We start from the raw sequence: 17418 nt of genomic DNA on the forward strand, positions 1-17418 counted from the left end.
TCGGAAAGCTACTCGCCCAGCAGCTCTCCGATCGGCTGCAGATCCTCGATGTGGTCGCAGATGGCCTTGGCGACCATCATGATCGGAATGCCGAGCAGAAGCCCCCAAATGCCCCAGAGCCAGCCCCAGAAAATCACCCCGACGAACACGGCGACGGGATTCATGCGGCTCGAGCGGCTCGTGAGAAACGGAACGAGCAGGTTGCCCACCAGCGTGTGGATCAACAGCGAAACGCCTCCAACCAGCAGCCCCATCTGGATGCTGTTGAATTGAAGGAAAGACACCAGCCCGGCGGCGGCCATGACGATGACAGAGCCAATGTAGGGAATGAGATTGGTCACCGCCGCAACAATGCCCCAGACCGCCGCGTTCTCCAGTCCGATGCCCCAGAAGGAGAGCCCGGTGGCAACGCCGACCAGTGCGCTGGTCAGGATCTGCACCATCAGGTAGCGCTCGATGTTCTTGGTGATGTCGTTCAGCACGTGCACCGTGATCTTTTTCTTCTCCAAGCTGGGCCCTGTGATCTTCACGAGCTTGCGGCGAAAAGTGTCCCCCGACCCCAGCGCGAAAAACGTCAGGAACCCGACCAGCGTGAGCTGGCCGGCCGCGGCGAGCAGGCCAACCGTGCCACTCCAGAGATAGTCGCGCACATTGAATGACGGCCTCTCGATCACCACGCGAGCCACGCCTTTGCGGGCCGCAACCTTGGCCGAGTTTTCTTCCGCCGCCTGCTCGATCTGCGCGGCTGCCTTCTGCACCGTATCGAGGGCACTCGTGTCCGCGTTGCGGGGGCTGGTGCGCATCGCGAGCCTCAGCTTCTGCGCCGCAACCGGCAAGGCATCGAGCAGCGCCGAGGCATTGCCGTAAAGCGAATAGCCGGTCCAGCCGAAAGCTCCGCCGACGCCGAGCAGGATCACGGCCGCGCCGATCCAGCGCGAGATCCTGCAGCGTTCGAGCAGGTCGACCAGAGGCGACAGGGCATAGGTCAGCATCAGGCTGACCATCAATGGAATGAACACCGCTGCCGCCCAATGCAGCGCGAAGACACTGGCGAGGACGGCAAGCAGCACCAATGAGGCGCTGCGCACATCGACCGGCATGTGCAGCAGCACGCGTTCGGTCGGCGGCTCTTCGGCGGACGGAACCTCCTCTCCGGTTCTTTCGCTCGCCTTTTCTGCAGACGCCAGTTTGGCTTCGCCTTCGACCTCGACGACTTCGAGTTTTTTCTTGATCTTCAAGTCGGACTCGGTCACGGCGCTCATCGCGGCTCCTTCAACACTTCTCGAACCGTCGGCAGCTGACGTCGCGAGACCACAACCGGCTCGGGAATACCGTCCAGCCGCAACGCCCAGCCTTCCGCATCCTCGCCATCATCGTATTTTTCGAGCGCACGGATCGCCCCGCGTGCCACCAGCGCATTGCGGTGCACGCGCACAAAACGCGCCGGGTAGCGCTCTTCGAGCTCGGCCAGCGAGCCATCGAAGATATGGCTGCGAGATGCCGTGCGAACGGTCAGGTACTTGAACTCGGACTTGAGATACAGCACTTCGGACAGCGGCACTCTTTCGGTACGCCCGCGGTCCTGGATGAGCAGCACGTCCTGCGGCTCGGCCTGGGGGGTGGCGCGGCGATCGCGGAGATGGCGCTCGACCTTCTGCAGCGCTTGCTGAAGGCGTTCGCCCCTTACCGGCTTCGTGAGGTAGTCGACGGCCTCCAGGTCGAAAGCTGTCACGGCATGAGCGGCATAGGCCGTGACGAACACCACCGCCGGCGCACCTTGCTGGCTGCGCAGACTGCGTGCAAGTTCAAGGCCGTCGATGCCGGGCATATGGACATCCAGCAGCACCAGGTCGAAGTGCGTTGCAGAGAGGCATTTCAGCGCGACATCACCGTTCGCGGCCTCGGACACCACTTCGGCGGCCGGCGACCGGCATTCGGCCAGCAGCGCGCGCATGCGCGAGCGCGCCAGGGCTTCGTCATCGACGATCAATGTGCGTAGAGTGCTCATGATGCAGCGGGAATGGCAATGCGGACACGGTAGTGCTTCTGGTCCATGCCGGCACTGAATTGCGCCTGCATGTCGTGCAGAAGCCGCAGCCGGTCGCGCACGTTGGCGAGCGCGATCCCGTGGCCGCGCGGAAGGGGCTGGTCCGCCCATCGCAGTGGAGGAAGGCTGTTGATGACTTCGATCAGCACCAGGCTGCCCCGGCGTTCAGTGCGGATGCGAAGCTTGGCAGCTTCAGGGCTCGGCTCCACGCCATGCTTGACCGCGTTTTCCACCAGGGGCTGCAACAGCAGTGGCGGCAGCCGAGCCGAATTGGCATCGGGATCGATGTCCCAACGCACCCGCATGCGGTCGCCGAAGCGCACCTGCTCGATGGCAAGGTAGCGCTGCGCCAGTGCGATTTCATCAGCAAGGGTGACCGAGTCCCCGGGATCGGCGAGCGCCTGCCGGAACAGCTCGCTCAGGTCTTCAAGCATTGCCTCGGCTTTCGCGGGCTCTTCGCGCACGAGCGCGATGGCGCTGTTGAGGGTGTTGAAGAGAAAGTGCGGCCGGATGCGTGACTGAAGCTCTTCGAGCCGCGCGGTGGTGGCGGCAGGCGTCTGCCCGCGCGCCCGGAGTATCAATGCCGCCATCATCAAGCTTGCGAACAGCGCGCCCGCCAGGGCACTGCCGATCCATGGGGCGACGCCGACCACGCCGGTCAGGCGAAGCAGGGCGCATCCATAGAGCCCTGACGCAGCGCCGAGGATGGCACCGGCTGCGTACTGCCCCCGCTTGGGCAATCGCCCCAGCAGCTTCTTGAGCGCACAGGCAGCCAGCAGCCAGAGCAAGGTCGCGGGCAGCGCGCCGCCTGTCACGGTGGCTGCAAGCAGCAGCCACTCGGCGATCGTCGACGCGAGAAACAGCGCGACAATCGCGACGACTGTCTCGACGAACAGCACCGCACGCAGCACCACGCCGATCTGGCACGCATCGAAAACCACCGACCCGTCGCGCAGCGGCGCTCGCACACCGGCTTGCGAAGGCGTGGGCGAAGAAGGGGTGGCCGATAAAATCGACGGGTTTCGCATCAATGAAACACTGGGTGACCAACCCATTATTGCCTCCCGACTGTTTCCCATGACCCAAAACCAATTCGACAAGAAATCCGAAGCCTGGTCCGCCCTGTTCTCCGAACCGATGAGCGACCTGGTCAAACGCTATACCGCCAGCGTCTTCTTCGACAAGCGGCTGTGGCAGGCAGACATCGAGGGTTCGCTAGCGCATGCGGCGATGTTGGCAGCACAGGGCATCATCGGCGCGCAGGACCACGCCGCAATCGAACGCGGGATGAAGCAGATTTCGGAGGAAATCGAGTCCGGCAGCTTCGACTGGAAACTCGATCTCGAAGACGTACACCTGAACATCGAGGCGCGCCTGACGCAATTGGTCGGCGACGCCGGCAAGCGGCTCCATACTGGCCGAAGCCGCAACGACCAGGTCGCGACCGATGTCCGGCTCTGGCTGCGCGGCGAGATCGACCTCATCGGCGGGTTGCTGGTCGATCTTCAGAGGTCGCTGCTCGAGCTCGCCGACAAGAACGTCGACGTGATCATGCCGGGCTTCACCCACCTGCAGGTTGCGCAGCCGGTGAGCTTCGGGCATCACATGCTGGCGTACGTGGAGATGTTCTCGCGCGATGCCGAGCGCATGGCCGACGTGCGCAAGCGGGTCAACCGGCTGCCGCTCGGCGCCGCCGCTTTGGCGGGGACAAGCTACCCGCTCGATCGCGAGGCCGTTGCCAAGGCGCTGGGCATGGACGGCGTCTGCCAGAACAGCCTCGACGCCGTGAGCGACCGGGATTTCGCCATCGAATTCACCGCCGCGGCTTCGCTCGCCATGGTGCACATCAGCCGGCTGAGCGAAGAGCTCGTGCTTTGGATGAGCCAGTCCTTCGGCTTCATCGACATTGCCGACCGCTTCTGCACGGGCAGCTCGATCATGCCGCAGAAGAAAAATCCGGACGTCCCTGAACTCGCGCGCGGCAAGACGGGCCGCGTGGTCGGGCATTTGATGGCGCTCATCACCCTCATGAAGGGGCAGCCGCTGGCCTACAACAAGGACAACCAGGAAGACAAGGAGCCGCTCTTCGACACGGTCGACACGCTCAAGGACACGCTTCGCATCTTTTCCGAGATGGTGGGCGGAATCACCGTCAAGCCCGAAGCCATGGAAATCGCCGCCCTGCGCGGCTATGCAACCGCAACCGACCTCGCCGACTACCTGGTGAAGAAGGGCCTGCCCTTCCGCGACGCTCACGAGACGGTGGCGCACGCCGTCAAGGCAGCGATATCGCACAAGGTGGACCTGTCGGAGCTGCCGCTTGCCGTGCTGCAGGGCTTCAATCCGACCATCGACAAGGACGTCTACAGCGTGCTGAGCTTGCGCGGCTCACTGACCGCGCGCAATGTTCTCGGCGGGACTGCGCCAGCCCAGGTGCGCCAACAGATCGCACGGCACCGCGCACGCCTCTCCTGAGCAATACGCCCTTGGGCGAGGCCGCGTCGGCCGTCGGGAGTGTTCCCAATTGTAAGTTTGTAGTGCTAAAGTTTGGCACGCTTCGCGCTTGCACTTCAGCAAGACCTGCCGCCCGAAGGTCGACATCTAGCGTCTAACTCATGGAAACACCCAGCTGCGTCGTCGTCATCCTGACTTTCAACTCCGCCTCGATCGTGCGGGAAACCGTGTCCCAGGCGAAGAAGGTGAGCCCTCACGTGTTTGCCGTCGACTCGCATTCGACGGATGGCACGCCCGCGATCCTGGCCGAACTCGGCTGCACCGTGGTGCAGCGCCCGTTTTCGAACTACAGCGACCAGCGAAACTGGGCCATTTCACAGATCGAGCCGTCGTATGGCTGGCAACTCCATCTGGACGCGGACGAAGTGCTGGACGAGCGGGCGGTGGCGGAGATCAACGCCGTCCTGGCCGGCACGCCTGAATTCGATGCGTACCTCATCAGACGGCGCGACTACTTCATGGGCAAGATGCTGCGTTTCAGCGGCGTTAACCCCTGGCACCTGCGGCTCTTTCGCTCTGGCGTCGGACACTGCGAATCCCGGCTCTACGACCAGCACTTCATCAGCCCCGCGAAGCCGGGCCGGCTGAGCGGCTACATGCACGACAAGAACTCGGCGAGGCTGACGGACTGGATCGCCAGCCACAACCGCTGGAGCGATGCCGAAGCCAAGGAAAAGCTCGGCCCCCGCGCCCCATCCGACAAAGTCTTGCAAGCTCGGCTGACAGGCGATGCGCGCGAACGGACGCGCTTCATCAAGGAAATCTATTACAAGCTCCCCACGGGACTTCGTTCACTCAGCTATTTCGTCTACCGTTATGTTTTTCGGCTCGGCTTCCTGGATGGCACGAGGGGCTTCTACTTCGCCTTCTTCCAGGCGCTGTGGTTTCGCATGCTCATAGACGCGAAGATGTACGAGAAACGCACCCAGCAAACCCTGAACTGATCTTTACGGAGTGATCACGCGCATGCGTCAATACAACGCCTCCAAGCGAATGCTCGTCACCGGCGGCGCCGGTTTCCTCGGCAGCCATCTGTGCGACCGCCTCCTCGAACAGGGGCACGACGTGCTGTGCGTCGACAACTTCTTCACCGGCACGAAGCGCAATGTCGAGCACCTGCTCGACCACCCGCGCTTCGAACTGATGCGGCACGACGTGACCTTTCCGCTCTATGTCGAGGTGGACGAGATCTTCAATCTCGCCTGCCCCGCCTCGCCGGTTCACTACCAGCACGATCCGGTGCAGACCACCAAGACGAGCGTGCACGGTGCGATCAACATGCTCGGCCTGGCCAAGCGGGTGCGCGCCAAGATCCTGCAGGCCTCCACGAGCGAGGTCTATGGCGACCCGGAGATCCACCCGCAGGTCGAGTCGTATTGGGGCCGTGTGAACCCGATCGGCATCCGAAGCTGCTATGACGAAGGCAAGCGCTGCGCCGAAACTCTGTTCTTCGACTATCACCGCCAGCACAAGCTGCGCATCAAGGTCGTGCGCATCTTCAACACCTACGGACCGCGCATGCACATGAACGACGGCCGCGTGGTGTCGAACTTCATCGTGCAGGCGCTCCGCGGCCAGGACATCACCATCTACGGCGACGGCCACCAGACGCGCAGCTTCTGCTACGTGGACGATCTCGTCGAAGCCATGATGCGCATGATGAACACCGGCGACGACGTTCCCGGGCCGGTCAACATCGGCAACCCCGGCGAATTCTCGATGCTGGAGTTGGCGAGCAAGGTCATCGAACTCACCGGTTCGAAGAGCAAGCTGGTGCGCATGCCGCTGCCTGCCGACGATCCCAAGCAGCGTCGGCCGGACATTTCAGTGGCGCAGAAGGAACTCGACGGCTGGGCGCCCCGCACTCAGCTCGCCGAAGGTCTCAAGCAGACAATCGCCTACTTCGACAAGATCCTCGCGGAACCTGCCGCGACCTGACCTCATGAATATCACCATCATTGGCACCGGCTATGTCGGGCTTGTCACGGGCGCGTGCCTGGCGGACATCGGCAATCACGTCTTCTGTCTCGACCTGGACGAACGCAAGATCGCCACGCTCAATTCGGGCGGCATTCCGATCTACGAACCTGGCCTGGCCGAAGTCGTCGAGTCGAACGTCGCCGCCAAGCGGATTTCCTTTTCCACCGACATCGAAGCCGCCGTGGCGCATGGGGACATCCAGTTCATCGCCGTTGGAACCCCGCCCGACGAAGACGGCAGCGCCGACATGCAATATGTGCTGGCCGCCGCGCGCAACATCGGCAAATACATGAACAGTTTCAAGGTCATCGTCGACAAGTCGACGGTGCCCGTAGGCACTGCCGATCGCGTGACGGCGGTGATCCAGGAAGAGCTCGACAAGCGCGGCCGCGCCGATCTGCATTTCTCCGTGGTCAGCAACCCCGAATTCCTGAAGGAAGGCGCGGCCGTCGAGGATTTCATGCGGCCCGACCGCATCGTCATCGGCTATTCGGACGACGAACACGGCCGCGAGGCACTGCGCTGGATGCGCAAGCTGTATGCGCCCTTCAACCGGAACCACGAGCGTACGCGGGTGATGGACGTGCACTCGGCGGAGTTCACCAAGTACGCCGCCAACGCGATGCTCGCCACACGCATCAGCTTCATGAACGAGCTGGCCAATCTGGCTGATCGCGTGGGCGCCGACATCGAAGCCGTGCGCCAGGGCATCGGGTCCGATCCGCGCATCGGCTACAGCTTTCTGTATGCCGGCACTGGCTACGGCGGAAGCTGCTTCCCCAAGGACATCCAGGCGCTGACGCGCACCGCGCGGGGCAACGGGCAGACGCTGCGCGTGCTCGAAGCCGTGGAAGCCGTCAACAACGAGCAGAAGCGCGCGCTGACCAACAAGGTGCTCGCGCGATTCGGCAACGACCTCAGTGGACGGACCTTTGCGCTGTGGGGGCTGGCTTTCAAGCCGAATACGGACGACATGCGCGAAGCACCGAGCCGCGTCGTGATCGACGTGCTGCTGCGTGCCGGTGCCAAGGTGGTGGCGCATGACCCGATCGCGGTCGAGGAAACCCGGCGCGTGCTGCAACTCGACTTTGCGGACGCGCCTTCGCTGGTCGAGCAGATCAGCTACTGCTCGCCCAAGGATCCGATGAGCGCGCTGGACGGCGCGGACGCACTGATCATCATCACCGAGTGGAAGGCCTATCGCAGCCCCAACCTCGAGCGGCTCAAGTCGCTGATGAAGTCGCCGGTCATCTTCGACGGCCGCAACCTCTACGAGCCGAGCACGATGAAGCAAGCCGGCATCGTCTATCACGGCATCGGGCGCAACAGCTTCTGAGTCCGTGTCGATGGCGTTGAAATCTGCCCGGCTGGCCGTTCTCTCGCTGGCACTGCTGAGCGGGTTTGCGTCGCAGGCGCAAAACGTCTCCGCTCAGGCCCGCTGGCAAGGCGAGCTGAATGCCTTTGCGCAAGCCGACCGCGAGCATCCCCCCGCCAAGGACGGCGTTCTCTTCGTCGGCAGTTCGACCATTCGCATGTGGCCGGACATCGCGCGCGACTTTCGGGACCAGCCGGTGGTGATCAATCGCGGGTTCGGCGGCTCGACCATGGAAGATTCCAGCTTGTTCGCCCGGGAGCTCGTCGTGCGCTACAAGCCGAGGCTCGTGCTGGTCTACGCCGGCGACAACGACCTGGCCGAGGGCCGCTCGCCGATGCAAGTGCTTGAAAGCTTTGCGCGCTTCGCGAACGTGGTGCGCTCCGATCTGCCGGACACTCGCATCGCCTTCATCTCGGTCAAGCCCAGCCCCTCCCGGGAAAAGCTGATGCCGCAGATCCGGGAAACCAACGACGCGATCGCGGCCTATCTTCGCAGGCTTCCCAACAGCGACTACATCGACGTATACACGCCGATGCTGGGCGTGGACGGACGGCCCCGCCCCGAGTTGTTCCGCGCCGACCAGTTGCACATGAACGACGAAGGCTATCGCTTGTGGCAGTCGTTGATCGCGTCGCACCTGCCCGATCCGACCCAGCGCCCCGATCCGTCAGTCGCTCAGGGGCTGCGCTAGGCGGGCGGGCATTTTCTTTCGCTCGTCTCCCCAGAGGCTGATGCGCGCCACCGCGTAGAGCCCGCAAAACACCGCGCCCAGCAGCAGGGCGTCGCCCCACCAAGGCCGCACGGTCTGGCTGTCGCCGTAGATCGCGAGCACCAGCAGGACCGCCACCAATTGCGCGCAGAACACCGGCAATGAAGCGCGCCCCATCGCTTCCAGCCAATGCAGGCGCGGTATGCGCCGCATGAAGGCCGGACCGAACTGGATGGCGAGGATGCCGAGCACAGCGAGGTTCACGATCCGGAGCGGACCGAGCAGCCATTTGTCGAACAGCAGGTTGAGCTCCGTATCGCCCCCGAAAGGCGCTTGCCCGTTGATGCCGTGGTGCCGCCAGTAAACGCCGTAGATCGCCGTCGCGCCAGCGAGCGTGATCAACCACCTTGGAAAGCGAAAAGGCTGCGCGTCGGGCGCATTGCGGCTCGCGCCCATCCACAAGCCGGCGAACCAAAGGAACTGCCATGCAAAGGCGTTGAAAGCCCCCGTCTCATGAAACGGCACCGACAGGCCCAGGTGCCGTGCCGCCGCTTCGTAGAGCCACTCGCTCAAGCCGAACTGCGCCAGCGCCCAAACGGTTGCGCTCGCCGCCATCACGCCGATCCAGCCACGCCGCAGTGCGAAAGCCAAGACCCAGGGGCTCATCAGCATGAAGAAGATGTACATCGGCAAGATGTCGAGCAGTGCCGGTTCATAGATCAGCAGCAGCGAATAGATGAAGCCCTCGCGCGGATTGGCGAGATAGAAGGACAACAGGTTCTTGACTGCCGGCTGGTCGATGCGCAGCCCCACTGCCGAGATGATGGTGAACAGGAACAACAGCGTCGCGGCCTGGCTCAGGTACACCTTGAGCGCGCGCCGCCAGAAAGCCCGGCGCATCGAGCTCACGCCCTGGTTGTAGCTGACGCGGCTGTAGACCCCTCCCGACACGAAGGCCGACAGCAACACGAAGCCCTCCGCCGCCGAGACGAATCCGAAGGGCTGCCCCAGCGGATCGGTGAGGCGCGTTGGCAAGTGGGTCACTGTCATCAGCACAAGCATGAGCCCGCGCAGCGCATCGATCTCCCAGTAGCGTTTCACCGGATGCTCGGGTTCGTCTGAAGAAAGGTCAGGCCAGTTTGCTGATCGCGTCGATCACGGTGGCACTGTAGTTGCGCCACGTATAGGTGGCGGCGTGCTGAATCGCCTGTTGTTTCATCGCGGGGAGTTCCTGCCTGTTCTGGCTGAACCAGGCGAGTTTTTCCGCGATTTTTTCGGGCGAGCGAATCGGCACCAGGAAACCGGTCTTGCCCTCGATGATCAGGTCTTCCCCGCCGGTGTTGGGCGTGATGACCAGCGGCAAGCCCTGGCTCATGGCTTCCTGCATCACGAGCGCGCGCCCCTCGAAGAGCGAAGGCAGGCAGAAGACGTCGCAGCTTCGCATCAAGGCCAGCACTTCGGCGTGCGGCCGGCCCTTTTCGTAGGTGAAGCCCGCATATTGCCGGCGATAGAACTCGTGGCTGCCAAGCAGTGTGCCCATGACGACGAGTTCGATGTTCTCGCCCTCGAGCAGGTGCATGGCCTGCAACAAGTCGGCCAGGCCTTTGCGCTGTCCCATCGAGCCCGCGAACAGCACCCGCAACGGGCGCGACGGATCCACGGCTTGCAAGGCCCCAAGGTTTGCGGACACCGGCGAGCCGAAAGGCGACAGCACGCGTGCCTTGCCGGCAGCCCAGGCCGGCAGCGAGTCAGCGACGAAGGTGCTCGGAACGACCACCAGGTCGGCGAGTTCGAGTTCCTGGACCTTGCGCTCCAGCTTGGCCTCCGAATCGGACATGCCTCCGCCCAGGGTTTCGATCCATTCGGGCAGGCGCTGCGCCTCTTCCTGCATCAACTTGCGGCCCACCTCCCAGTAGGCGATCGGAAGGTCATAGACACGGTGAATGCCGAGCGCCTTCGCTGCCCTGAAACTGTCGAGCGCCGAGTCTTCGTAGCTGTAGACGGCGCCGAGTTGCTGCTGCCGATGCACGCCCGGCAGCGCTCGCGCGACGAAGCGATCGAAATCGTGCAGCACGGCATCAATCGACGCGAATCCCGCTTCATGTCGTCGCCAATAGTCCCAGCCGTATCGGTTGCAGATCATCCGCGCGAACTCGCGCCAAGGATGCTGGATGATCTTGCGGCTGGGAAGGTCGAAGCGCCGCCGAAGAAGCTGCCGGCCCAATCGCTCAGGCACGAGCTTGACGGCGACACTGTCGGGGCCGACCGCGAAAGTCGTTGCAAAACGAGCCAGCATGTCCGCCCCCTCCAGGCCATCGAGCATGGCTCGGACGTTCTGGTTGCCGGCGGGATGGCTGAACAGCAATTTCATATCGATCGATCATAGTGGAGGCACATCGCGTGCCAGAGCCGCGCGTGGTCGATGCGCTACCCTTCGGGCCGAAGGAGAAGTCTGTTGAAAACAACAATGACATTGCGCTGTGTGAGCGCCATGGCGCTGGCTCTGTCCGCGCTCGGCGCACACGCCTTTCAGATCGCCAGCCTCACGCCACAAGGCGAAGTCGCACGCATTCGCCAGGTGGTCGCCAAGTTCGACCAGGCTGCCGTCAAGTTCGGCGACCCCAAGGCACCGGCGCCGCTCGCCGTGAGCTGCTCGGACGCGCAAGCCGCCAAGGGCAACGGGCGCTGGACCGGCGAGAAGCAATGGGTTTTCGATTTCGAGAACGATCTGCCACCGGGCGTGCGCTGCACGGCGACGCGCGTGGCTGGATTCAAGTCGCCTGCGGGCGCGGAACTGACCGGCCCCGAGCGCTACCAGTTCAACAGCGGCGGCCCCTTCATTCGCTACTGGCAACCCAGCAACGGAAAGATCGACGAGCAGCAGTTGTTCATGCTCGAACTCAACGGCCCCGCCACGGGCGAGAGCGTGCAGGCCAACGTGTGGTGCGCCGCCGACGGCATCGGCGAACGCATTCCGGTCAAGCTCGTCGACGGGGCACAACGCGAGGCCCTGCTCAAGTCTTTCGGGCGCGACAAGGAGGCAGAAAAGGCGCCCCTGCGCTTCGTGACCCTGCAGTGCAATCGAACGCTGCCCGCTGGCGGCCGCGTGCAGCTGGTCTACGGCAAGGGCGTGGCCACACCTTCGGGGGTCGTGAACACGGTCGAACGGCGGCTGAACTTCGAAGTGCGCGAACCCTTCGCCATTTCGTTCAGCTGCGAGCGCGAGAACGCGCAGTCCGCTTGCCTGCCGCTGCGGCCGATGGAGCTGCGGTTCAATGCATCGGTGACCCGCAAGCTGGCCGCACAGATCGTGCTCAAAGGCAACGGCAAGAGCCTGCCGCCGAAGTTCGACGACAACGCCAGGAACGACGAGGACGCGGTGGTCGAATCCGTGAGCTTCCCGGCGCCTTTCGCGGAACAGACGCCGTACACGATCGAGCTGCCGAAGAACTTCCAGGATGCCTCCGGTCGCCCTTTGGCTTCGCAGGGCAGCTTTCCGATGAAGGTCGCGACCGGCGCGATGCCGCCGCTGGCTAAGTTCGCGGCCTCTCCGTTCGGCGTTGTCGAGCGCCTGGCGGAGCCCGATGGCGTCGCGCTGATGCCAGTGACGGTGCGCCGGGTCGAGCCTGCGCTGCAGGTGCGGGCGCTCACGCCTGGCAAGGTCAGCGACATGAACCCGAAGACCGACGCGGAAATCATCGCGTGGTTTCGCAAGGTTCGCCGCTATGACAACTACACGGTGTCCCGCAAGCTGGCAGCCCGGGACGTCAAGGGCGCGCTGCCGAAGGTGATCGACAAGGACGATCGCGACGACATCCAGACGCGCATGATTTCACTGCTGGCGGGCCAGAGCGGCGTCAAATCGCTGGACATGCCGAAGACCGAAGGCACCGACCCCCGGCCTTTCGAGGTGGTTGGCATTCCGCTGACACCAGGCTTTCACGTGCTGGAGATCGCGTCGCAGAAGCTGGGCGACGCACTGCTCGACGAACGCTACGGCAGCGGCCGCACGATGTACGTGCGGACTACCGCACTGGCGACCAACCTCGCCGTGCACTTCAAGCTGGGCCGGGAGAATTCGGTGGCCTGGGTGACCACGCTGGACAAGGGCAAGGTGGTGCCGAACGCCAGCGTCCGCGTGTCGAGCTGCAACGGCAAGGAAGTGGCCTCCGGCATGACCGACGCAAGGGGGATCGTGCAATTGACGGGCATCTCTTCCAATGCCCCAGGCTGCTCCACCGACGAGGACTACAGCGCCGACGCCTACTTCGTCAGTGCCCGCGCCAAGGATGCCGAAGGCGTCGAGGACCTCGCCTTCACATGGAGCGACTGGCAGCGCGGCATCGAGCCCTGGCGCTTCAATGTCCCGACGAGCCTGGACGCCGAGCCCGACCGCATCGCCCACACGGTGTTCGACCGCACGCTGCTGCGCGCCGGCGAAACGGTGTCGATGAAGCACATCCTGCGCACGCAGATGCGCAGCGGCTTCGGACTGCCTCCTGACCTCCCCGACACACTGGTCGTGACGCATGTCGGCAGCGGACAGCAGTTCACCCAGCCCGTCAAATGGCGCAACACCCCAACCGGTGGGCGCAGCGCGGAAAACACCTTCGACATTCCACCGGCCGCCAAGCTCGGCATCTACCAAGTCGAATTGCGCGCTGGCGCCGGAGACGGCCGCCGCACCTACGCCACAGGACAGTTCAGAGTCGAAGAGTTCCGCCTTCCGGTGCTCGAAGGCCGGATCGCACCCGCCGACAAGAATCCGCTGGTGGCGGCCACGTCCGTGCCAGTCGACGTGCAGATCAACTACGTGGCGGGCGGCGGCGCGGCCAGCCTGCCGGTGCGCGTGTCCGCGATGGTGCGTGGCAAGAGCCTTTCGTTCCCGGACTTCGAGTCGTTCAGCTTCTCGCCGCCTCGAAGGGAGCGCACGGCGGCCAGCGACACGGGCGAGGAGGAATCGACCCCCGACGACGCGCGCATCGTCGCGGACAAGCTGCCGCTCACGCTCGACCGCAACGGCACCGGCAAGGTCGTCATCGACAAGATCCCCGTCGACAAGGCGACGCCGCGCGAACTCCTGCTCGAGGCCACCTATGCCGATCCCAATGGCGAAGTCCAGACCTTGCGCAGCACGCAGACGCTCTGGCCCGCGGGCGTGATCGCCGGCATCAAGACCGAAGGATGGGTTTCGACGAAGCAGAAGATGCGCTTTCAGGCGCTCGCGCTCGATCTGGCCGGCAAGCCGCAGGAAGGCGTGACGCTCAACGTGCGTGCGGTCGCGCGCATCACTACCACCAGCCGCAAGCGGATGGTCGGCGGCTTCTACACCTACGACAACAAGACGGATGTCAGGGACATCGGAACGGTCTGCAGCGGCAAGAGCGACGCGCGCGGGCTGTTGTTGTGCGAGGTCGACCTCAAGGAAGCAGGCGAGATCGAACTCGTCGCCAGCGCCACCGACAAGGAAGGCCGCGACAGCCGCGCTGCGAGTTCGGTCTATGTCACGCGACAGGGCGAGCTCTGGTTCGGCGGGGAGGACAACGATCGCATCGACGTTCTTCCGGAAAAGAAGAGCTACCAGCCCGGCGAGGTCGCCCGTTTCCAGGTGCGAAGCCCGTTCCGCTTTTCGACGGCGCTGGTGTCCGTCGAGCGCGAAGGCGTCATCGAGACGCACGTGGTGCAGCTCAACGGACAGGATCCGACGATCAGCCTGCAGATCAAGCCCGATTGGGGGCCGAATGTCTACGTCAGCGTGCTCGCGCTGCGCGGTCGCCTGCGCGAGGTGCCGTGGTACAGCTTCTTCACCTGGGGCTTCAAGGCGCCGCGCGAATGGTGGACGGCCTTCTGGTACGAAGGCAAGGAATACGTCGCACCGACCGCATTGGTGGACCTCAGCAAGCCGGCATTCAGGCTGGGGCTGGCGGAAATCCGCGTCGGCACGCAGGCCAACCAGATCGACGTGAAGGTGGCGAGTGACAAGCTCAGCTACCCCGTGCGCGGCAAGGCACAGATCACGATCACCGGCAAGCTGCCTGATGGCAAGCCGGCTGCCGGTGCCGAAGTGGCACTGGCCGCGGTCGACCAGTCGCTCCTCGAACTGATGCCCAACGACAGTTGGAACCTGCTCGAAGCCATGCTGCAGCGGCGCAGTTGGGGCGTCAGCACTTCCACGGCGCAGATGGAGATCGTCGGCAGGCGGCATTACGGGCGCAAGGCGGTGCCGGCCGGCGGAGGCGGCGGCAAGAGCCCGACGCGCGAACTGCTCGACACGCTGCTGCTGTGGAAGCCTGCGATCGTGCTCGATCCCAATGGACAGGCTACCGTCACGGTGCCGCTGAACGATGCGCTCACCACCTTCAGGATCGTTGCGGTCGCCGATGCCGGCACGGGCTTGTTCGGCACCGGGCAGACATCGATCCAGTCGGCGCAAGACCTGCAGATCATCAGCGGCTTGCCGCCGCTGGTGCGCGAGGACGACCAGTTCCGCGCACAGATCACGCTGCGCAACACAACCCACAAGGACATGAAGGTCGAGGCGACGCCGCGCGCCACCCTGCTGACGCTGCCGCCGCAGACGGTGGACATCCCCGCCGGCGAGGCCCGCGAGATCGGCTGGACGGTGACGGCCCCGGCGCAGCTCGCGCAAACGCGCGCCGAAGCGATCCTGTGGGAGATCGAGGCTCGCGACACGCTAGGCGATGCTCGCGATGCGCTGAAAGTGCGCCAACGCATCGTGCCTGCGGTACCGCTGACGGTTCAGCAAGCCACGCTCGTGCAGATCGAGGCGCCCTTCAGCCTCGAGGTGGCGCCGCCGGCCGACGCCCTGCCCGGTCGCGGCGGCGTGCGGCTCTCGCTTCAGCCTCGCCTGGCCGAAGGACTGACCGGCGTGCGGGACTGGTTTGCGGCCTATCCGTACGCCTGTCTGGAGCAAAAGACCAGCAAATCCATTGGCCTGCGCGACGGCAAGGCATGGCAGGCCGTCGTCGGGCAGCTGCCGAGCTACCTCGACAGCGATGGGCTCGCCAACTACTTTCCCCCGCGTGACGGGGAAGCCAATCGCGGCAGCGACGTTCTGACGGCTTACCTGCTCGCCGCGACCCACGAAGCAGCGGCGCTCGATCCGGCCTTCGCGCTGCCCGACGCCGCGCGCGCACCGATGGAACAGGGCCTGATCGCGTTCGTCGAGGGCCGCATCCAGCGCGAGTTCTGGAGCCCGCGCAAAGACCTGGACGTGCGCAAGATCGCCGCGCTCGAAGCGCTGTCGCGCTACGGAAAGGCGCAAGGCCGCATGACCGGCAGCATCACGATCGCGCCCAACCAATGGCCGACCAGCGCAGTGATCGACTGGCTCAGCATCCTCAAGCGCGTGCCGGACGTGCCCCAGCGCCAGCAGCGGATGGACGAAGCCAACAACGTGCTCAAGGCACGCCTGAGCTATCAGGGCACGAGGCTGATCTTCAGCACTGAACAGGACGACAACTGGTGGTGGCTGATGACCAACGGCGACGTCAACACCGCGCGCCTCCTGCTGACGGTGATGGACGATCCCGCCTGGAAGGACGATATTGCGAAGCTCGCCAACGGCTTCATCGGCCGGCAACAGAACGGCGCATGGCACACCACCACGGCCAACCTGTGGGGTGGTCTGGCGCTGGAGAAATTCTCGAAGCAGTTCGAAAGCGCACCCGTCACCGGCGTCACGGCCGCGAGTCTGGGCGCCGCCAAGGCAGAGGTCGATTGGAACAAGGTCGAACGCGTCAAACCCGGCGATGCCGGCGGCGCGCCGAACCAGACGACCGCGTTCGGCGCTCCGGCGTCGCCGGGGAATTTGCGCAACAACAGCATGTTCCTGCCGTGGCCGACTTCGTCGACATCGCCGGCACCGCAGTCCGCCCACGACGCACTGCTCGTGACGCAAAACGGCGCCGGCAAACCGTGGTTGACGGCGCAGTCGATCGCCGCTGTCGAACTCAAGGCGCCCTTCGCTGCGGGCTATGCGATCAAGAAGACCATCACCCCCGTCGAGCAGGCGGTGCCCGGCATCTATACGCGCGGCGACGTGCTGCGCGTCAGCCTCGAAGTGAATGCGAGCGCGGACATGACCTGGGTGGCAATCACCGATCCGATTCCGGGCGGCGCGACGATTCTCGGCAGCGGGCTGGGGCGCGATTCGCAGATAGCGACCCAGGGCGAGAAGCGCTCCGGCAGCGGCTGGCCTGCCTTCGAGGAACGCAGCTTCGAGTCCTTCCGCAGTTACTACGAGTACCTTCCGAAGGGGGTCGTGAAGATGGAATACACCTTCCGGCTCAACAACGTGGGCGATTTTTCGCTGCCGCCCAGCCGCGTCGAAGCGCTGTATGCACCGGAAATGTTTGGCGAGGCCCCCAATGCCCGAATCAAGGTGGAGGCGCCGAAGTAGCGGTCGGGCTTGAGCTTCTGCTCGAACTTGAGCAAACTGCGCGCTGCCCGCAAGGAGTGAAGACGATGTGCAGAAGCATCAAGACCCTGTTCAATTTCGAGCCCCCCGCGACCGAGGACGAGATGCGCGCCGCGTCGCTGCAGTTCGTCCGCAAGCTCAGCGGGTTCAACCATCCTTCGAAGGCCAATGAGGCGGCCTTCGATCGTGCGGTGGAGGACGTGACGGCTGCGGCGCGCGCGCTCATCACGTCGTTGGTCACGACTGCCGATCCGCGCGATCGCGAGATCGAAGCGGCCCGCGCCCGCGCCCGCAGTGCGGAGCGCTTCGGCACGAGCCATTGAACGAAAGAACGAGAAACGGGCGGACCGGTC

General features: G+C 64.4%; 12 protein-coding genes. 7 read left to right on the forward strand and 5 right to left on the reverse strand.

What is annotated here, in order from left to right; all coding sequences use genetic code 11:
* Positions 1-8 precede the first annotated feature (8 nt).
* The 3 genes from AC1DMA_RS25635 to AC1DMA_RS25645 are packed head-to-tail and all read right to left on the reverse strand — an operon-like array spanning position 9 to position 3075.
* Complete coding sequence (locus tag AC1DMA_RS25635; RefSeq protein WP_478145870.1) at positions 9-1262, reverse strand: AI-2E family transporter; 1254 nt, start codon at positions 1260-1262, stop codon at positions 9-11.
* On the reverse strand, positions 1259-2008 hold the full coding sequence (locus AC1DMA_RS25640) for a LytR/AlgR family response regulator transcription factor (protein ID WP_478145871.1): 750 nt from the start codon (positions 2006-2008) through the stop codon (positions 1259-1261). Before AC1DMA_RS25640 ends, AC1DMA_RS25635 begins: the two co-directional genes overlap by 4 nt.
* Complete coding sequence (locus AC1DMA_RS25645) at positions 2005-3075, reverse strand: sensor histidine kinase (protein ID WP_478145872.1); 1071 nt, start codon at positions 3073-3075, stop codon at positions 2005-2007. The genes AC1DMA_RS25640 and AC1DMA_RS25645 overlap by 4 nt, the downstream gene beginning before the upstream one ends.
* 49 nt (positions 3076-3124) lie before the next feature.
* On the opposite strand from AC1DMA_RS25645, the gene argH reads away from it, so the two are divergent.
* The 5 genes from argH (at position 3125) to AC1DMA_RS25670 (ending at position 8607) form a co-directional block, all read left to right on the forward strand.
* Positions 3125-4522, forward strand: a complete 1398-nt coding sequence (gene argH / locus AC1DMA_RS25650) for an argininosuccinate lyase (RefSeq protein ID WP_478127340.1) — start codon at positions 3125-3127, stop codon at positions 4520-4522.
* Between the two features lie 140 nt (positions 4523-4662).
* Positions 4663-5505, forward strand: a complete 843-nt coding sequence (locus tag AC1DMA_RS25655) for a glycosyltransferase family 2 protein (RefSeq protein ID WP_478127341.1) — start codon at positions 4663-4665, stop codon at positions 5503-5505.
* Positions 5506-5527: 22 nt separating this feature from the next.
* Positions 5528-6499, forward strand: a complete 972-nt coding sequence (locus AC1DMA_RS25660) for a UDP-glucuronic acid decarboxylase family protein (RefSeq protein ID WP_478127342.1) — start codon at positions 5528-5530, stop codon at positions 6497-6499.
* 4 nt (positions 6500-6503) lie between these two features.
* The gene (locus AC1DMA_RS25665) at positions 6504-7877 is read left to right on the forward strand and encodes a UDP-glucose dehydrogenase family protein (protein WP_478127343.1); all 1374 of its coding nucleotides are present in this window, start codon (positions 6504-6506) and stop codon (positions 7875-7877) included.
* Positions 7878-7887: 10 nt separating this feature from the next.
* Entirely contained in the window at positions 7888-8607 is a 720-nt protein-coding gene (locus AC1DMA_RS25670) for an SGNH/GDSL hydrolase family protein (protein WP_478145873.1), read from the forward strand.
* Here the strand turns inward: AC1DMA_RS25670 and opgC are convergent.
* Positions 8584-9726, reverse strand: a complete 1143-nt coding sequence (gene opgC, locus AC1DMA_RS25675) for an OpgC domain-containing protein (protein ID WP_478145874.1) — start codon at positions 9724-9726, stop codon at positions 8584-8586. The two genes, AC1DMA_RS25670 and opgC, sit on opposite strands and share 24 nt — an antisense overlap.
* A 28-nt stretch (positions 9727-9754) precedes the next feature.
* On the reverse strand, positions 9755-10996 hold the full coding sequence (locus AC1DMA_RS25680; RefSeq protein WP_478145875.1) for a glycosyltransferase family 4 protein: 1242 nt from the start codon (positions 10994-10996) through the stop codon (positions 9755-9757).
* A gap of 96 nt (positions 10997-11092) precedes the next feature.
* On the opposite strand from AC1DMA_RS25680, the gene AC1DMA_RS25685 reads away from it, so the two are divergent.
* Both AC1DMA_RS25685 and AC1DMA_RS25690 read left to right on the forward strand, forming a co-directional pair.
* Positions 11093-17047 (forward strand): alpha-2-macroglobulin family protein, encoded by a 5955-nt coding sequence (locus AC1DMA_RS25685; RefSeq protein WP_478145888.1) that lies wholly within the window; start codon positions 11093-11095, stop codon positions 17045-17047.
* A 65-nt stretch (positions 17048-17112) separates the two neighbouring features.
* On the forward strand, positions 17113-17388 hold the full coding sequence (locus AC1DMA_RS25690) for a DUF2277 domain-containing protein (RefSeq protein WP_478127347.1): 276 nt from the start codon (positions 17113-17115) through the stop codon (positions 17386-17388).
* Positions 17389-17418: the final 30 nt, after the last annotated feature.

Source organism: Variovorax sp. 05N34 (assembly GCF_056397405.1).